Consider the following 17,125-nt stretch of genomic DNA (forward strand, 5'->3'; position numbering starts at 1 on the left):
GACGCTACGCTGCTGTGTCGTGCAGGAGACGCGTCTCGACACTGTTCGGATTCGGGCGGCTCGCCGGGTGATCGACCCGGTCTTTCTCGACACTCCGCTGTACCGCTGCGAGGCGCTGGAGCCAGGCCTCGGGTGCACGGTGAGCATCAAGCTCGAAACGGCGAACCCGGTCCGCAGCTTCAAGGCCCGCGGCACCGAGGTGGTCGCGAGCCTGCTGGCCGGCAATGCCTCGCGAGCCGCGGTGTGCGCGAGCGCGGGCAACCTTGGCCAAGCCCTCGCGTGGTCCGGTCGCAACCGGGGACTCGACGTCACAGTCGTGGCATCCCGCTATGCGACTCGGGCCAAGCTTGATCGCATCCGCGCATTGGACGCCGGGTTGGAGCTGGTGGACGGCGACCACGAGATGGCTCGCGAGCGGGCGGCGGCCATCGCACGGTACGACGGCATCCGGCTGGTCGAGGACAGCCTGGACATCGAGACCTGCGAGGGCGCGGCGACCATCGGCCTGGAACTGGTGGACAACGCGCCGTCGTTCGACACCGTCCTGATCGCTCTCGGCGGTGGGGCGCTGGCCACCGGCGTGGGTCATGTGGTGAAGGCATTGGCACCCGAAGTCGAGGTGATCTGCGTCCAGCCGTCGGGCGCACCGGCGATGACACACTCGTGGCACCAACGGCGCGTCGTCACCACCGACTCGACCGACACCATCGCTGACGGCGTCGCCGGCCGGCGTCCCATCCCGGCCGTCCTGGACGACCTCCTCCTGGTCGCTGACGACGCCGTCCTGGTCCAGGAAGCGTCGATCGTCGCCGGTATGCGGATGCTCCTTGACCACGCCGGCCTCGTCGTCGAACCGTCGGCCGCGCTCGGCATCGCGGCGATCCTCGAGGACCGTGACCGCTTCGCCGGCCGACACGTCGTCACCATCGTGTGCGGCAGCAACGTCGACATGGACGCCTACCACCGCTGGGTCGGTGCCCCTCCCATCCACGAGTCGTGACCATCGGTCCACGCCAGACAGCAGCTGACCATCACCCGCACCGCACACCTCCCGACAGGTCGGAGCAGCAGCCGTGACGGATGTCCCGTCCGCACTGGCCCCGAGCAATGGCAGCGCCTCGCCTCCGCCCGCCAGGCCTGTACCGACACCATCAGCCCGCCCTTCGACGAGACACTGCACCACGTGATCCAGCGCGCACGCGCCAGCGGGAACGCCGGACCTCTTGAGCGCGGGTTTCGATGCCAGACCGGCTGGAGGCGGGCGACGGGTGGGAGGACGGGCGGGGACTGCCACGTGCAAGACAGCCCGGCCGGCCGGTGTGTCGTCTGCCCGGTTGCCCGGTCCGCGCAGTGGGCGTATCGACGTCACGCCCCACGTAACCTCTTCCTGTGCCAGTCTCCCGCCTGCATCGCGTCGCCGTCCTTGTGCTCGAGGGTGCGAAGCCGCTCGATGTCGGCATTCCTGCGCAGGTTTTCACGACCCGCGCGAGCATGCCGTACGAGGTGCGGGTGTGCGGGGCGACACCCGGTCTCGTGACCGGTGGCGATGGCCTCGCGTACTACGTCGCCCACGGCCTCGACGCGCTGGCGTGGGCCGACATCGTCTTCGTCCCCGGCTACCGGTTCCCGGACCGCGACGACCCGCCGCGGGCCGTCGTCGAGGCACTGAACGCCGCGCACGACCGGGGCGCGCGGCTCGCCGCCATCTCGACGGGTGCCTTCGCGCTCGCCGCCACGGGCCTGCTCGACGGCAGGCGCGCCACGACGCACTGGCACTACACGCGGGCACTCGCGGCCAGGCATCCGCTCGTCCGGGTCGACGAGAACGTGCTGTTCGTCGACGAGGGCAGCGTGCTCACCTCGGCCGGCGCCGCCTCCGGCATCGACCTGTGCCTGCACATCCTGCGCGGCGACCTCGGAGTGGCCGCGTCCAACCACGCGGCCCGGCGTCTGGTTGCGGCCCCCTACCGCAGCGGCGGCCAGGCCCAGTACGTGCCGCGCAGCGTCCCCGAGCCGCTCGGTGAGCGGTTCGCCGCCACCCGCGAGTGGGCGCTGCACCGGCTCGGCGAGCCCCTCACCCTCGACTTACTGGCGCGGCAGGCGGGGGTCTCGCCGCGCACGTTCTCCCGGCGCTTCGTCGAGGAGACCGGCTACACGCCGATGCAGTGGGTGATGCGCGCCCGCATCGACCTGGCCCGCGAACTGCTCGAGCGCTCGCAGCGCGGCGTCGAACAGATCGCCGCCGACGTCGGGCTCGGCACCGGCGCGAACCTGCGCCTGCACTTCCAGCGCATCCTCGGCACCACACCGAGCGAGTACCGGCGCACCTTCACCCGGGGCGAGTGACCCGCCCGGCACCGCTGGCGGGATCCTTTTGAACCGTGGCGATCCCGCCACTGTCAGCGGCGCCGGCCGCGGGCGAGCCTGGTGGGGAAGGGAAGGGACATCACTCATGACTCGCATCGCCATCAACGGATTCGGCCGCATCGGACGCAATGTGCTGCGCGCGCTGCTGGGGCGCGACAGCGCCCTCGAGATCGTCGCCGTGAACGACCTGACGGAGCCCGCCGCTCTCGCCCGGCTGCTCGCCTTCGACAGCACGGCCGGCCGGCTCGGGCGCCCGGTGACCGTCGACGGGGACGCCCTCGTCGTCGACGGCCGTCGGATCACGGTGCTGGCCGAGCGCGAACCGGCGCAGCTGCCGTGGGCCGAACTCGGCGTCGACATCGTCCTGGAAGCCACCGGCCGCTTCACCTCGGCCAAGGCCGCCCGGGCCCACCTCGACGCGGGCGCGAAGAAGGTGCTCGTCAGCGCGCCGTCGGACGGCGCCGACGTCACGCTCGCGTTCGGGGTCAACACCGACGCCTACGACCCGGCCGTGCACACGATCGTCTCGAACGCCTCCTGCACCACCAACGCGCTCGCGCCGCTGGCCGCGGTCCTCGACGAACTCGCCGGTATCGAACACGGGTTCATGACGACGGTGCACGCCTACACGCAGGAGCAGAACCTGCAGGACGGTCCGCACCGCGACGCCCGTCGCGCCCGGGCCGCCGGCGTCAACATCGTGCCGACCACGACCGGCGCCGCCAAGGCGATCGGCCTGGTGCTGCCGAACCTCGACGGCAAGCTGTCGGGCGACTCGATCCGTGTACCGGTGCCGGTGGGCTCGATCGTCGAACTCAACACGACCGTCGCCCGCGACGTGACGCGCGACGACGTGCTGGCGGCGTACCGCGCCGCGGCGGAGGGGCCGCTCGCGGGCATCCTCGAGTACTCGGACGACCCGCTCGTCTCCTCCGACATCGTGGGCAATCCCGCTTCGTCGATCTTCGACTCGGCCCTCACCCGCGTCGACGGCCGCCACGTCAAGGTGGTCGCGTGGTACGACAACGAGTGGGGCTTCTCGAACCGCGTGATCGACACGCTCGGGTTGCTCGCCACCCGCTGACCGGACGCCGGGGTGGCGCCCCGCCTCGGGCGACCGCGCCGGCCGGCACGTCCTTTGGTCGCTCTGGTTGACCCGTCGGGCCGGCCAGAGCGACCAGTCACAGCAGCGGGTCCGCCTGCCCCCGGAGGGTGCGGGAGCGCCACGGCCGGTCAAGGGGCTCTTCGAGCGTCGCCCCGCGATGGCCTACCGCCACCCCTGACAGTCTGCGACGCCCCGCGAATTTGGCGGCTGTCAGACGGACCCGCCCCCTGGTCAAGCCCACAGTGGGACCTCGGACCCAGGACGGAACCAGCCGCCAACGACTCGTACCGGTGAAGCAGGTCTCCGCTGTTCCACTCGACGTAGTGGTCGCCTTCTTCCAGTTCGCGTGGCATGGACCCGCCGCAGCAACCAGCTCCGGGGACCATTCAGCCTGGCGTCGGTGCGGCTGGATTCGCTGCTGACTCCGGTGATGCGTGCATCTCGCCTATCACCCGGCCCGGCATTGTGTGAAAGCGGCCGCCTAAAATGGCGAAATGCCCCTGCCTGCCGACCGGACCGCCCTGGACCTGCTCGATGCGCACCTGGAGGCGCTGTGGGACGGAACGGACCTCCCGCTCCCGCAGGAGCCGGCCCGCCTCGCAGCGGAAGGAGGGGGCGAGCTCGTCCGCTGGGCCCTCGATCAGCTCCGGCGCGTCCCCTGCGAGCCGAAGGACGCCTTCGCCCGTCAAGTCGGCAGTCTGCTGGTGGAGTACCGCTCCCGTCGTTGTCCCTGGAACGCGGCGGCGCTGCGGCTGCTCGACGACACGTACACCTTCGCGGCTACCGGCCCTCGGCGGTACGAGGACTGGGCGCACGATGTCCGCGCCGTGCTGCACCGGTCGGTCCCCGACCCAAGGGGCTGGGTCCGACTGGACTGGGACCGCACCAACGCCGCCCGCCACACGGTGCCTGCGTACCCCTTCGACCCCTCGGACGCATCAGAGTTGCCCGGCCGCCTGTACCCGCTGGAGGAGGAGGCGGCGGTCGCCGCGCTCGCCATCATGGCCGAGGAATGGCAGTCGGAGCCTGCCCCCGTCCGCTCCCGCCCGGACCGGGACGCCGTGCTGGCGGATGCGCGGACCCTGCTCGACCGGTACGGGCCCACCGCGCGCTACTGGACCAACGCGACGGCGGCCGCCTCTGACCCGGCCCCGGACTTCCTCGCAGCGGGCCTGCAGGGCACCAAATCCAACGGTTACCTCACCTCCGAGTACCTCAACGGCCTCGACCTCTTCGACGACCTGGGCCTGATCGCGGTAACCGACGACGAGGTGGGCGTCTTCTGGTCGTTCGGGGCGTACTGACGACGTCCCACCTGACCTGCACCATTCAGGGCGTGCGCCAGCTGTGGGTCCGCGACGGCTGGTCCTGCCAGGTCCCCTGGGATGTCGTCTTTGCGCCTCGCCTCGGTCTCACCGTCCGTGACAGCATGGTGACCATGACGAGTACAGGGCGTACGTCTGCCGGTACACAAGGACTGCTCCCTTGCCATGGCCGAAGCCGGACGACCGCAGGCAGCCAGGCCCCGCTGACGGTGGGAGCGGAGGAGGAATTCCTTCTGGTCGACCCGGTATCGCGCGCGGTGAGCGCGCAAGCGGACACAGTGGTGGCCGAGGCCGCGGGAGAACTCGGCGAACGCGTCGGCACAGAGCTGACGCGCTACCAGGTCGAGGTGCGGACCGACCCGCACACCAGCCTTGCGGACTTCGCCGAGCAGGTCCGTTCCACGCGCGCGGCGGTCGTCCGGGCCGCCGCCCGCCGGGGTCTGCGCGTCATCTCCAGCGGCAGCCCGGTACTCGGCCAGACGTCCCCGCCGCCGCTGACCCCCGGCCCGCGCTACACGTTGAGTGCCGCCATGTTCGGTGCCCTGGACGACGAGCAGTGTGCCTGCGCCTGTCACATCCACGTCGGGGTTCCCGACCTCGCGACAGCGCTGCAGATCAGCAACCGTCTGCGCCCCTGGATCCCGGCCCTGACGGCTCTCACCGGCAACTCACCCTTCTGGGCCGGGCGGGACACCGGGTACGCCAGCTGGCGCACGACGACCTGGGGACGGTGGCCGGTGGCCGGGCCTCCCCCGTACTTCGAGTCCCCTTCCCACTTCGAGGACCTCGTCGCCGGCTTCATCGCCACCGGGAGCGTCATGGACCGCGGCGGCCTGTACTGGGACATCCGGCCCTCCCACCACGTACCCACGCTCGAATTCCGCGTCGCGGACGCGGCCGCCACCCCGGGTGAGACCGTGCTGCTCGCCGGTCTCATCAGGGCGATGGCCGCCACGGCCCTGCGGGCCACCACCGCCGGCGACCCGGTTTTCCGGCCCGGGCCGGAGATGCTGCGCGCCGCGTGCTGGCGGGCGGCCCGCGACGGCCTGGCCGGGCAGGGTATCGACCTGTCCACCGGCCGTCTGTCCCCCGCCGTCGACCAGGTCGACCAGCTCCTGTCGTGGCTGCAACCCGCCCTCCACGAGCACGGCGACACGGAACTGGTGAACAGGCTCTGGTCACGCGTGCGCGCTGCCGGCAGCGGCGCCGACCGGCAACGCGCCGCCTACCGGCGTAGAGCCCGTCTCACTGACGTCGTCGACCAGCTCATCTCCCTGACCAGCGCATCGGGTTGAGAGGTTTCGCACGCTCCCGGAGAGAGGCCCGGTCCGGCCGGCATCGCGATCCGTCTGCCCGTCCGTGCCCGTAAGCAACGTTGCCCCGGGAAGTCACGGCCCCGTGGCCGGCTGCGGGCATCTGAGGCACCCCCCCTCGTGCAGCAATGATGGGCGCGCGCACCCCAACCCCGCAACGTCGTCTCCCTGAGGGAAGCACCCGGCTGACCTCGACACCTGCCATGCCCCGTATGCCAACGCCCTCGCGGCCGCGGGACACGAGGTGTGGGTCGGCTCGGTCAACCACCCGTCCGCGCAGGACACCGACGTCCATACGACCGCAGGCCGCGTGCGGGGACCGGCCGCGGCAACCTCGCGCCGCCTCTGACCGACCAGCGATCGGCACAGGCCGAGCCCGGTGCTCGGCGGGTTCTGCTGCGCTGGTGCAGCGCCGGACACGGCCACGCCGACCTGCTGGAAACCGTCCAGGGCCGCGGCGGTGGTGCGGAGTGCGACTCCGACCAAGTCGTCCATGAGTACGCGAACGCGGACGCCTGCCTTCACGGCCTCCGGCGCAGTCGCACGGACACCGTGATCCGTCGCGGTGCCCACCCCATCGACCTCCTCGACCCCGCGGGCACGCACGGTCTCCTCGGTGCGCCGTCGCCGACGAGGGACGTGAGCTTGGGGCCGGGTGTCAGAAGCGGCCAGTAGCGTCAGACAGCATGAGCATTCGAATCGACGTAGTGGTGGGTTACCCGATCAACGATGAGGTGGAAAGGATGCTCGGGTTGGCCGAGGCGGTCGGCGAGCCCGTCACTGTCACGTTCATGTGGGAGGGGCGTGAAAAGGCGGAACACGCGGTCCGAGGACTGGAAAGAGAATGAGGTCTCTCGGGACCGGGAATGACGGCGTGTCAGTTCGCCTTGGCGCAATCCGGAGGCCTATGGAAGCTGGATTCCGGACCAAGCATCGACTTCGCACTGTCTGTCGTCATTGTTCCCTGCGGCCACGACTGTGCCGTTGGCACGCAGGCCGAGGGTGTGCGTTGAACCGGCCGCCACGGCGACGATGTCGTGCCAATCGCCGACTTCGCACTGTCCGTAGCTGTTGTCACCCACCGCGAGGACCCGCCCGGACGCAGTGACCCCGACGGTGTGGTAGCTGCCCGCGCCGAGCGCCACCACGTCTTCCCATTCATCGACCTCGCACGCCCCGGCTACCCGGTCTCCGGTCGCTACTGCCCGCCCGTCGGCTCTGAGGCCGACGGTATGGAGGTACCCGGCCGAGATGGCGGCCAGGTCACGCCATCCTTCAACGTCACACTGCCCTCGTCGGTTGTTCCCCGCGGCCAGTGCACAACCATCTGACCGGACGCCGACCGAGTGCCAGTCACCACACGAGACGACCACCATGTCGCGCCAGGACTCCACGTCGCACTGTCCTTCTGAACTCCGGCCAACTGCTAGCACGCGGCCATTCGCGAGTAGCCCGAGCGTGCGGCGCCAGCCTGCGGCCACGGCCGTAACGCCTCGCCATCCGGCGACATCACATTGCCCATCGCCATTCCACCCCGTTGCCAGCACCGTGCCGTCCGACCGGAGTCCCACAGTATGAGACCTGCCCGTGTTCGTCGCGGTATGGACGTTGCCAGCTGCCACCGCGACGACGTCTTCCCATCGCTCGACACGACATTCAGCGGCTGCGGTATTGCCCACGGCGAGAACGGTTCCATCGCAGCGCCGTCCGACCGAATGACGCCTTCCGGCCGCCAGCGCCGACGAGTCGGCGAGCATTCCGCCTCCTCGCGCTAGTTGCGACACGGGATTCCACCTTACTTTGGCCTGGAATCAGAGCGGGCTCCTCAGTCGTCGCCAGCAGATGACGGCACAACCGAGTGTGATGAAGGCCTGGTGGATGTCGTCCCGGATCTCCCAGCGGATGCGTAGGCGGCGGAACCAGTGCAGTAGTGCGATGGCGCCTTCCACGACCCAGCGGTGTACGCCGCGTCCGGAGCCGTGTTCGGTGCCGCGCCGGGCGATGTGCGGGGTGATCTCGAACCGTCGGATTTGGTCGCGGTAGCTCTCGTGGTCGTAGCCGCGGGCGGCGCAGAGGTGCTTCGGGCGGCGCAGCGGTTGGCCGCGTTTGCCTCGGATCGGCGGGACCGCTCGGATCAGTGGGTTCAGCTGGGTCACGTCGTTGCGGTTGCCGCCGGTCAGCGTGGTGGCCAGCGGGATGCCGTGAGCCTCGACGATCACGTGGTGCTTGCTGCCGGTCTTGCCCCGGTCCACCGGGGACGGGCTGGTGGCCGCACCACCTTTCACCGCCGCAGATGGCTTGAGTCGACTGACGCCCGAGAGAGATCCAGTATGCCGGCCGCCCGCAGTTCGGCCAGCAGCAGCTCGTGCAGGCGCTGCCAGACCCCGGCATCGTTCCACTCCCGCAGTCGCCTTCAGCAGGTCATCCCGGAGCCGAAGCCGAGTTCCTGCGGAGGCAGCGCCAGGGGATGCCCGTGTAGAACACGAACAGGATGCCGCACAGAACCCGCCGGTCATCGAGCCGACGACGCCCCGGGTACCGGAAGCGCCGCTCAATCACCGGCAACAGCGGCTCGATGCGCTCCCACAGCCCATCGTCAACCTCCCACGGCTTGCGCCCACCACGCGTCTCGGTCGCGACCACCCCCTCCGGGCCGCTTCAACGCTGACTGACACCACGTCAATCCCTCATTCTGATTCCAGTCCTTAATGCCCGCGGCCACACTGGCGCTCTGGGAGCATTGCGCCCCCACCGCCTACCCGACGAGTGGCGCTGGGGACGAGAACCGGGCAGAGGAGCCGGAGTTGGCCCACCCAGCGGAATTCGGCGCGTTTACGCTCTTTCGTCGTCGCGCAGGAGGGCGCACGGCCGTTGCTCGCAAAGGCGTGGTGGTCGCCGAGCTATTGCACCCCGACGGGCGCACTGGCTCCAGGAGGAGGCCCGCAACGTCCGCCAAGGCTTCATGGACCCCAAGCAGAAGGCGGCGTTCGATGACTTCCTTGCCCGGCAGGCATCCCTCGACGAGCAGTGACGAGCTGCCGCAACCGCTGGAGCCCTTCTCGGTCGGGTGAAGGCCGCCGGATCGCAGACCGGGGCGGACGGCGCGCCGACTGCCGGGACGGTCGGCGTGGGAGCCGCCTGGGCAGCCGCAGCCAGATGGGGGCGCCGGCGGGGCGGTGCGGGCCGGGGCGCCCAGGGTGCGCTCCGGCCCATCCCCAGAACTCGCCGCCCGGCTCGGTCCGGACGTCCAGGGCCTGGGCGGCGCTGGCTTGATGATGTCGTCGCGGGTGGCGCCCGCGGCGAGGGCGGTGGTGGTGTCCCGGGCGATGACGGCCGCCTGGACGGCGTGGTTTACCGCCTGTGGGGCTGCCCCACGCGTTCCGGGCGATCTGTCCCGAGAGGTGGATGAGCGCCGGCCGTGGTGGTGACGGCCTGGCTGATGCGGCCGGGTGCGGCGTACAGGCCGGGCGGGTCGATGCGCCGGACGCTCGTGGAAGGGCTCACTTTCGGTGCGTGACGGCGAGGGCGGCGCCCAGGCCGTCCGTGCGGGCGGTGTCTTCGTGACGGGTGTCGGCCCAGGCGATGTGGCCGTCGGGGCGGATGAGGGCGGCGCGGATGCCGGTCCAGTCGGCCGGGGGCAGGTGCAGGGTGCCGGTGTGCACGCGCAGCCCGGGCCGGGCGAGCCGGTCGAGGCGGCCGCTGGGGGTGAGGTCCAGCAGGAGGTAGCTGTCGGCGCGCAGCAGGGCGAACAGGCCGGTGTCGCCAAGGGCGAGGTCGGGGGCGCGAGTGCCGGTCAGTGGGTGCGCACGGGGCTCTGCGGGCGGGTAGGTGACGGCAAGTGAACTGACCTGGGCGGCCAGTTGGTCGTTGAGGTCGGGCAGCGTGGTGATCAGCCGGGCGAGCAGGCCGCGCAGGCTCAGGCCCTCGGGGGTGAAGGCGGTCATCAGGGCGACCTGGGCGCGGCTGGTCTCGGTGAGGTTGACGCCGACCGGGTGGCGTTCGGTGTGGTAGGTGTCCAGCAGAGCATCGGGGGCCCAGCCGTTGAGGGTGGCGGCGAGCTTCCAGGCGAGGTTGCCGGCGTCCTGAATGCCGACGTTCATGCCGACTCCACCGGCGGGGAAGTGCTGGTGGGCGGCGTCACCGGCGAGGAAGACGCGGCCCTTGCGGTAGTGGGCGGCCAGGCGGGTGGCGTTGCCGTAGCGGGAGAGCCAGATCGGATCGCGCATGCCGAAGTCGGTGCCGGCCATGGCGATGACGTTCTCGCGCAGTTCGTCCAGGGTGAGGTCGCCGGGCCAGGTGGTGGTCAGGTCGCGGGGGGTGATACCGACCAGGCGGTGGATGCCGCCGGGCATGGGCACGGCCATGAGCGTGCCCATGGGGCCGAAGTAGCTGTAGCCGGGGGCCGGGGGCTGGTCGAGACGGACGTCGCCGAGCCAGCCGAGCACGGTGGAGGGGGTGCCGGGGTAGTCGATGCCGGCCACGGTACGGACGGTGCTGCGGGCGCCGTCGCAGCCGACCAGGTACGCCGTCCGGAGGGTGCAGGGCCCGTGCGGTCCGGTGAGGTGCACCACGACGTGGTCAGGTCCGTCGGTGAAGCCCGTGACCTCCTGGCCTCGCAGGATGTCCGCGCCCAGGTCGAGGGCCTGCTGCTCCAGCAGTGCCTCGGTGCGCTCCTGGGGCAGGGCGAGGGTGTGGGGGAAGGGGCTGGGCAGGCGACGGAAGTCCAGCCGCGACTCCAGCACGCCGAAGTGGCCGCCGGGCAGCGGCATGCCCTCGCGGACAAAGGGCTCGTGCACGCCGCGGGAGGCGAATGTCTCGATGGTGCGCGGATGCACGGTCAGGGCGCGGGAACGCATGTCGCGCTCGGTCCGCATCTCGATGACGGCGACGGTGATGCCGGCGCGGCGCAGCTCGCCGGCCAGCCACAGGCCCACGGGACCTCCGCCGGCGACGACAACCTGACAGTCCATGACCTTCCCCCTTCTCTCGACCCTTGGTCGGTGACCAAGAACTGCCCTGCAGTAAACTAGGTCAGTGACCAAGAGGCAAGCCGGGGAAGACGCCGCGGGCCAGCTCACCCGCACGGCCGTGATCGACGCCGCGCTCCAGGTGCTGCAGGAACGGGGGATGGAAGGGCTGTCGACCCGGGCGGTGGCGGACCGCCTCGGGGTCCGGATGAACACCGTGCTGTGGCATGTGAAGACCAAGGCCCGGATGCTGGAGCTGATGGCCGACGCCGTCCTCGCCGGCATCCGCTACGACGACCTGCCCGCCGCGCCTCGGCAACGCGTGCGGGAGCTGGCCGGCCGCTACCGGCAGGCGCTGCTCGCGCACCGCGACGGTGCCGCCCTGGTGACCGGCACCTACCCCGCCGAACCCCACACCCTGCGCTTCGCCGACCACCTCGTTGACGCACTCCTCCGGGCGGGAGCGGCCGAGAAGCAGGCGGCGTGGACGGCTTGGACGGTCAACTACTTCACGCTCGGCCTGACCCAGGAAGAACAGGCCGCACCCGCACGAGGCGACGAACGTCTCGCCCGAGCCGTGACCGCCGGCACGCACCCGGCACTGCACAAGTCCCTGACCTACCTGCGGCAAGGGTCCTTCGAGGACCGTTTCACCTTCGGGCTGGACGCGATCCTGTCCCGCGTGCCCGAGTAGCAGCGCCTTCGCCGGGGCACCGGGCGTCCAGCCGCCGCGGCGGAAGCGGGCTGCACGCCCGGTCCTTCTCGTGCCGCAGCGGACACGGTGGCACGAGAAGGACTCCGCCCAGCGATCGGCATGACGCCGGCCCATACCCCACGGACAGTCCACCCGCGCACAAGTCAAGTGGGACCGGTTCCGGGCGCCGGCCTCCCTACGCGGGCCGGGTGGTGCTGTGCTCAACACGCGGCGCCGAGATGGCGGCCTCGCTTCCGGAGGGTACGGCCGGGGCCGTGCGACTGCCGGACGCGACCGCGCTGGACGGCGTTATGTGACCCGTACGGGTGTCTCAGCCAATGGTGCTCACGGAACCGTCCGAGGCGGACGGTTGACGGTGCGCGTGGCGGGCGCCCACCCGGGGTGGCCGAGAGACGTACCCGGACGGGTCTCAGGAGAGTGGCCAGTTGCGCAGGGCGGCGTCGGCCATCTCCTGGAGTTCGTCGCGGTCGACACCGCTCGCCGCTTGTACGGCGATGCCGTAGGCGAAGGTGGTGAAGTAGCGGGCCAGTAGCCCCGGATCGGTCCCGGGGGGCAGGTCGCCGTCGTCGACGGCTCGCTGGAACCGTGATCGCGTTGACCCGGACACCGCGGTCCTTGAGTTCGTTGGCCCAGGTCCGGGCGAAGGACCGTATCGCCGCCTTGGAGGCCGCATACGTGCCGAACGCCGCGACACCGTCATCGGCGCGCACCGAGGAGTTGAGGATCACCGCCGCGCCGTCGTTGAGCAGCGGAAGCGCCTTCTGCACCGTGAACAACGTGCCCCGGACGTTGGTGCCGGAGGTCTCCTCGAAGTGCTCTTCGGTGACCTGCTGCAGGCCCCGGCTGTCCCACCGGGTGCCTCGGCGTCCAAGGATCCCTCGCCACCGCCGATCCGGGAAGCAATGCCCGCGACGCCCTCATCTCCTGGCGCAACGAGCACACCTTCCTCTTGCGCGACCGGTTTCACAAGCCGTCGACGAAGGTGACCTGCCCCCGACACCGATACCGCACCGCTCGCCCGCTACCTCGTGACCGTGGCAAACGGCATCGCCGCCCAAGCCGCCAGCGGCAACAGCCGAGACGGCCTCCAGCAGGTGGCCGACATGGCCCTGCGAAGCTGGCCACCTGCCGCACGGCCGAGGGGCCGGCGGCAAAATCCGCAGAGCGGAAGCAGAGATCCGCCCGCGTGCCGGCGATCGCCGCGCTCTGGAACGGATCCTGGGCCGGGTGCGCGCGCCGTCGGACGTGCCGGTCGACGACACGCCGTACGACAAGGCCGTGGTGCGCGGGTACGCGCGGGAGCACGGCGAGCGGGCCGTGGAGCAGACGGTGACTGCTCCACGGCCCGCTCGCCGAGAACCTGGCGGACCACCGGGCTGTCGTGCGTGGTGAGGTGGTGCTACTTCTCCCTCGATCCGGGTTCTGCGGCCGGTAGCGGCCGAGTTGAGCCACTCCTGGTCCCCCAGCGGAGTGAGTCCTCACTCATTGACGGAGTGAGTCCTCACTCCGTATTCTCCGAGGCATGACAGCGCCTAAGGAGAACCAGACCACCCGCCGCCGCGCCCCCGGCATGTCGCCGGAGCAGCGCCGCAAAATGATCATTCAGACCGCGATCCCCCTGATCGCCGAGTACGGCGCCGCGGTGACGACCGCGAAGATCGCCCGCGCCGCGGGCATCGGCGAGGGCACGATCTTCCGGGTCTTCGCCGACAAGGACGAGCTGCTGCGGGCCTGCATGGCCGAGGCGCTCTCCCCCGAGCACGCGGTCCGCGAGCTCGACGCGATCGACGTGTCCCAGCCGCTGCGCGACCGGCTTGCGGAGGCGGCCGAGGCGCTGCAGGCGCACATTTCCAGGATGGGCGCGATCGCCGGCTCGCTGGGGCATCGCGGCGGCAAGCACCCCGGCACGGTGCGCGGCGCGGGCCGCGACGAGTCGACGACCCGTATCCGCGCGGCCCTCGCGGAGCTGCTGGAGCCCGACAAGGCCGCCCTGCGCCGGCCGCCGGAGCAGATCGCGGCACTCTTCTTCGGGCTGCTCTTCACCCAGCCGCGTACGGAGGACGAGCCCGACCTGACCCCGCAGGAACTGGTGGAGGTCTTCCTGCACGGGGCGCTTTCGGGGGGCGCCGAGTGAGCCCGCGGAGAAGGCGCCTGGGGGTTGCGGCCCTGGCCGTCCTGGCCCCTGTCCTGGTGTGGCTGGTCGCGGACCCGCTGGTGGGGCACCGGCTGCGGATCACCGACGGCGAGCGGACGCTCGACATCGGCGCCGTGCCCGTGGCGGTCGTCGCACTGCTCGCGTCGCTCTCCGGCTGGGGACTGCTGGCCACCCTGGAGCGGTTCGGGGCGCGGCGTGCCCGCGCCATCTGGACCGGGGTGGCCGGCGCCGTACTGGCCCTGTCGTTCCTGCCGTTCATCGGCGACGGCATGGACGGCGGCACCCGGGTCTCCCTCGCTCTGATGCACCTGGCGGTGGCGGCGGTGCTGATCCCGGGCCTCGGCGGCAGGTCCCCCGGGGCGGGAGCCGGTGCCGCCAGAGGGTGACCGCCAGCATCAGTACGCCGCGAACAGCCCCAAGGTCAAGAGCGGATGTTCGCTCGAACCGCCTCTTCGATGGGTGTCGCCCCCGTGTTGAGCTCGAGGATCTGTCGGCCGATCCGGGGCTCGTGGAGCAGTTCAGCGAGGGTGGCGGCGACATCGTCGCGAGCGATCTGGCCGTGGAACTCGGCCGGCCCGAGGGACACGGTGCCGATTCCCGGACCGTCGACAAGGAGTGATGGACGCAGGATCAGCCAATTCAGATCGCTGCGGCTGAGCGCGACGTCTGCCCCCTTCTTCACGGCGAAGTAGTACTCGACCTCCTCGCCGAGGTTGCGTTCCCGCCATGATTCCGGAAGCACCGACACCAGCACGAAGCGCTTCACACCGGCGAGACGTGCCGCCTCGAGGGCCTTGACGACGCCATCGCCGTCGATGGCTTTCGTGACCTCCTTACTGCCGCCGTTCGATCCGGCGCTGAAGACGATCACGTCCATGTCACCGAATGCTGCAGCGAGTTGGTCCACGGTCATGCTGGAAAGATCGCCGACTCGTGCGTTCACTCCCAGCGTCGCGAGCTCGGCCTGCTGGTCGTCCCGGCGTACGAGCCCGTGGACGGCGTCTCCCCGCGAGCGCAGTTTCTGCGCAAGCAGACCACCGATACCGCCGGTGATGCCGATGATGAAGACGTCCACCTTGGATGCTCCGATCTCTCGATGCGTCTCTTCGGCTCCGTCGCCAGAGCGACGCCTCAGCGATCAACGGCCTGATCAGCGCGGGTATTCCAGACATGCAGAGGCCATCGGTCCCGTTCGGAGTCGGCCTTCGCGGAAGTGGGCCCGCAACTCGCAGAAGGAACGGGGGGAGCCTTCGTGCAGGCTGAGACCCCTCGGCCCGGTCGGCGGGCCAGAGGTTGCAGGCGCGCCTCTGGCCGCTGTACCACCATCGTCGGCTGCCGTGGCGAGAAGCTCGCCCCCGCCGCGGACGCGCGGTAGCGGTGGCGGCCTGAGAGCTCCGGACAAAAGGGGAGTCCGATCAGCTCGCGGCGTCCGGTGCGTGCGATCGCAAGGCGCCGAAAGATCCTTGTAGCGGAGCTACCAGGGCCTTCCGGCAACGCGGCGAGCGCGCGTGCCAGGCGTCGCGAGCCGCCCCCCTTTTGTCCGGAGCTCTTAGAGGGCGGTTTGCGGGTTGATGTCCGGTTCATCATTGGGCTTGGGTGAGAGGTGCCGTTCGGTCCTCCACGCCGGAGAAGAGCGCGAAGGGGCCCGCCAGGGCTTCATCAACAACCTCAGCATCGTCGCCGACGTCCCCGGCTGAGCTGCACCTTTTGACCTCAACCTTGGTTTAGGTACAACACTCGATGTATGAAGACCACAAACAGCAGCACCATCCTCTTCCGCAACACCATGCGCATCACCGACGGACACCTCGACGGCTTCCGGCACGCCATCGCGCAGGCGGTGGCATTCACTCAAGAGCACGGCCCCCAGCTCATGGTGGAGGTCTTCATCGACGAGGAGCGGATGCTGGCGCACAGCTTCCAGCTCTACCGCGACTCCGATGCCATCCGCGCTCACTGGCGGCTGTCGGATCCGTACATCCGCGAGGTGATGGAGCACTGCACCGTGCAGCACTTCGAGATATTCGGTGCACCGGACCACGACATCGTGGCGGCCCTCAAGACCCCCGACGGCGAATCCTTCCCCTTCGCCATCTCGCCCCGCCTCGCCGGCTTCAACCGTCTTGAGACGCCTGGCCGGAGCGAATCGCCCTCTTAGAGATCGGTTCATGAGCCTTTGATTGCTTCTGTCGTCGCTTGATGGTGTGGGTGCGGGCGGAATCTGCTGGCCCGCAGCCGGTGGTCTGGTGACGTGGAGGGGTGAGTGAACGCATCCAGCTCGAAGGCACTCGCGCCAAGCTGAAACGCCTCGTCAGGCTCGACGTCCTCGCCGAGGTCGACACCGGCAGCTTCACCAGGAAGCAGTAGCCGACCGAAGCCCGGCGACCAGCACCTCTGCCCAACCTCACCTGGAAACGGCCATAAACTCACGAACCGCCCTCTTAGAGCTCCGGCTCGCGGGCATGTACTCCTCCTTGCGCAGCACCGAGAAGGAGGCACGGCGCCCGGTGTGCAAGCACTGCGGCCCGGTGGCGTTCGTGTTCGCCGACACCACTGCCGCCAAGGCCCGGTCCCGGCCAGGGCTCTCGAGGCCTCCCCCGCGCCCACCGTAGGCGCGGGCAGTGACCCACCCCTACCAGGACCCCGTCGAAGCATCGCGGAACGCCTGGCGGACCTGCTTGCTCGTGACCCTTCAGGAGAGAACCGGACTGCCCTTCCACCACGCCACCGGCATCGGTGACCGACCCGCGCCCGCCGGACGCACCACCGAGCAGACGATGTCCGAGAGCCTGATGTGCGCTTCACCTGCGCACACACATGTGGCCCCGACCAGTTGGCCGGGGCGACAGTGACTCAGCGGCGTTTCGTATGCGCTTCCTCGCCTTCGTCGGCCAAGCCGGAACCACATCTGTCACCGTCGCCTCACCGCATGAGACAACCTCTGAAACCGGGGAGGTCGGCAGGCAGAGCCCGCCACTTGCAGCCCGAGTCCAGCACGTAGAGGAGGACGTCGGCGATTTCCGGCGCGGATGCTTCTCCGGCCACCCGACCCGCGGCGTGCGACAGACCGGCACCGGCACCGGCAACAGCGACCCGATCAGCGCCCATTCGGCGTCTGTGGTGTCCGACGGCTGGCACCGGTGCCGCAGTGCGCGCCTCCGGACTGGTGACCTCGCCG

Annotated in this window: 14 protein-coding genes and 7 pseudogenes; 13 read left to right on the forward strand and 8 right to left on the reverse strand. The window is 70.3% G+C overall.

The annotated features are described in order from the left end of the window. The first annotated feature begins 19 nt into the window (after positions 1–19). The 5 genes from ACIBBD_RS34430 (at position 20) to ACIBBD_RS34450 (ending at position 6,092) form a co-directional block, all read left to right on the forward strand. Positions 20–1,000: a threonine/serine dehydratase gene (locus ACIBBD_RS34430; protein WP_399423518.1), complete on the forward strand. Its 981-nt coding sequence runs from the start codon at positions 20–22 to the stop codon at positions 998–1,000. Between the two features lie 389 nt (positions 1,001–1,389). Beyond that, entirely contained in the window at positions 1,390–2,346 is a 957-nt protein-coding gene (locus tag ACIBBD_RS34435) for a GlxA family transcriptional regulator (RefSeq protein ID WP_399423519.1), read from the forward strand. 106 nt (positions 2,347–2,452) lie between these two features. After that, the gene (gap, locus tag ACIBBD_RS34440) at positions 2,453–3,451 is read left to right on the forward strand and encodes a type I glyceraldehyde-3-phosphate dehydrogenase (RefSeq protein WP_399423520.1); all 999 of its coding nucleotides are present in this window, start codon (positions 2,453–2,455) and stop codon (positions 3,449–3,451) included. Positions 3,452–3,966: 515 nt separating this feature from the next. Beyond that, positions 3,967–4,776 carry a hypothetical protein gene (locus tag ACIBBD_RS34445; protein ID WP_399423521.1) on the forward strand — a complete coding sequence of 270 codons (810 nt, stop codon included), beginning with the start codon at positions 3,967–3,969 and terminating at the stop codon, positions 4,774–4,776. Between the two features lie 134 nt (positions 4,777–4,910). After that, the gene (locus ACIBBD_RS34450; RefSeq protein WP_399423522.1) at positions 4,911–6,092 is read left to right on the forward strand and encodes a glutamate--cysteine ligase; all 1,182 of its coding nucleotides are present in this window, start codon (positions 4,911–4,913) and stop codon (positions 6,090–6,092) included. A 93-nt stretch (positions 6,093–6,185) separates the two neighbouring features. Here the strand turns inward: ACIBBD_RS34450 and ACIBBD_RS34455 are convergent, their stop codons facing one another. Further along, entirely contained in the window at positions 6,186–6,791 is a 606-nt protein-coding gene (locus ACIBBD_RS34455) for an isochorismatase family protein (RefSeq protein WP_399423596.1), read from the reverse strand. Positions 6,792–6,796: 5 nt separating this feature from the next. On the opposite strand from ACIBBD_RS34455, the gene ACIBBD_RS34460 reads away from it, so the two are divergent. Further along, positions 6,797–6,958, forward strand: a complete 162-nt coding sequence (locus ACIBBD_RS34460) for a hypothetical protein (protein ID WP_399423523.1) — start codon at positions 6,797–6,799, stop codon at positions 6,956–6,958. 57 nt (positions 6,959–7,015) lie between these two features. Here the strand turns inward: ACIBBD_RS34460 and ACIBBD_RS34465 are convergent, their stop codons facing one another. Together ACIBBD_RS34465 and ACIBBD_RS34470 are read right to left on the reverse strand one after the other, a co-directional pair. Beyond that, positions 7,016–7,867: an RCC1 domain-containing protein gene (locus tag ACIBBD_RS34465; RefSeq protein ID WP_399423524.1), complete on the reverse strand. Its 852-nt coding sequence runs from the start codon at positions 7,865–7,867 to the stop codon at positions 7,016–7,018. 54 nt (positions 7,868–7,921) lie between these two features. After that, positions 7,922–8,753: pseudogene (locus ACIBBD_RS34470) on the reverse strand (IS5 family transposase). A 62-nt stretch (positions 8,754–8,815) separates the two neighbouring features. On the opposite strand from ACIBBD_RS34470, the pseudogene ACIBBD_RS34475 reads away from it, so the two are divergent. Beyond that, a pseudogene (locus tag ACIBBD_RS34475) lies at positions 8,816–9,141 on the forward strand (hypothetical protein); the annotation flags it as partial. A gap of 469 nt (positions 9,142–9,610) precedes the next feature. Here the strand turns inward: ACIBBD_RS34475 and ACIBBD_RS34480 are convergent. After that, the gene (locus tag ACIBBD_RS34480) at positions 9,611–11,080 is read right to left on the reverse strand and encodes an FAD-dependent monooxygenase (RefSeq protein ID WP_399423525.1); all 1,470 of its coding nucleotides are present in this window, start codon (positions 11,078–11,080) and stop codon (positions 9,611–9,613) included. 64 nt (positions 11,081–11,144) lie between these two features. Between ACIBBD_RS34480 and ACIBBD_RS34485 the strand changes: the two genes are divergently transcribed. Further along, positions 11,145–11,771: a TetR/AcrR family transcriptional regulator C-terminal domain-containing protein gene (locus ACIBBD_RS34485; RefSeq protein ID WP_399423526.1), complete on the forward strand. Its 627-nt coding sequence runs from the start codon at positions 11,145–11,147 to the stop codon at positions 11,769–11,771. A gap of 430 nt (positions 11,772–12,201) precedes the next feature. On the opposite strand, the pseudogene ACIBBD_RS34490 reads toward ACIBBD_RS34485, so the two are convergent. Then, positions 12,202–12,384 (reverse strand): annotated as a pseudogene (locus ACIBBD_RS34490) (TetR/AcrR family transcriptional regulator); the annotation flags it as partial. Continuing rightward, positions 12,377–12,628, reverse strand: a pseudogene (locus ACIBBD_RS34495) (SDR family oxidoreductase); the annotation flags it as partial. The pseudogenes ACIBBD_RS34495 and ACIBBD_RS34490, both read right to left, overlap by 8 nt. Positions 12,629–12,630: 2 nt before the next feature. On the opposite strand from ACIBBD_RS34495, the pseudogene ACIBBD_RS34500 reads away from it, so the two are divergent. The 4 genes and pseudogenes from ACIBBD_RS34500 to ACIBBD_RS34515 all read left to right on the forward strand — a co-directional run. Further along, positions 12,631–12,922, forward strand: a pseudogene (locus ACIBBD_RS34500) (TetR family transcriptional regulator C-terminal domain-containing protein); the annotation flags it as partial. Between the two features lie 76 nt (positions 12,923–12,998). Beyond that, positions 12,999–13,176, forward strand: a pseudogene (locus tag ACIBBD_RS34505) (lactate utilization protein C); the annotation flags it as partial. Positions 13,177–13,314: 138 nt separating this feature from the next. Next, positions 13,315–13,926 carry a TetR/AcrR family transcriptional regulator gene (locus tag ACIBBD_RS34510; RefSeq protein ID WP_399423527.1) on the forward strand — a complete coding sequence of 204 codons (612 nt, stop codon included), beginning with the start codon at positions 13,315–13,317 and terminating at the stop codon, positions 13,924–13,926. Further along, positions 13,923–14,333, forward strand: a complete 411-nt coding sequence (locus tag ACIBBD_RS34515; RefSeq protein WP_399423528.1) for a DUF6069 family protein — start codon at positions 13,923–13,925, stop codon at positions 14,331–14,333. Before ACIBBD_RS34510 ends, ACIBBD_RS34515 begins: the two co-directional genes overlap by 4 nt. Positions 14,334–14,368: 35 nt before the next feature. Here ACIBBD_RS34515 and ACIBBD_RS34520 read toward each other — a convergent pair whose 3' ends face one another. Further along, a complete protein-coding gene (locus ACIBBD_RS34520; RefSeq protein WP_399423529.1) occupies positions 14,369–15,022 on the reverse strand; it encodes an NAD(P)-binding oxidoreductase in 654 nt (217 codons plus the stop codon). 669 nt (positions 15,023–15,691) lie between these two features. Here ACIBBD_RS34520 and ACIBBD_RS34525 point away from each other — a divergent pair. Next, a complete protein-coding gene (locus ACIBBD_RS34525; RefSeq protein ID WP_399423530.1) occupies positions 15,692–16,105 on the forward strand; it encodes a hypothetical protein in 414 nt (137 codons plus the stop codon). Positions 16,106–16,887: 782 nt separating this feature from the next. Here the strand turns inward: ACIBBD_RS34525 and ACIBBD_RS34530 are convergent. Next, positions 16,888–17,096 (reverse strand): annotated as a pseudogene (locus tag ACIBBD_RS34530) (transposase); the annotation flags it as partial. Positions 17,097–17,125 lie beyond the last annotated feature (29 nt).

Source organism: Streptomyces sp. NPDC051315 (genome assembly GCF_044455165.1).
Classification (GTDB): domain Bacteria; phylum Actinomycetota; class Actinomycetes; order Streptomycetales; family Streptomycetaceae; genus Streptomyces.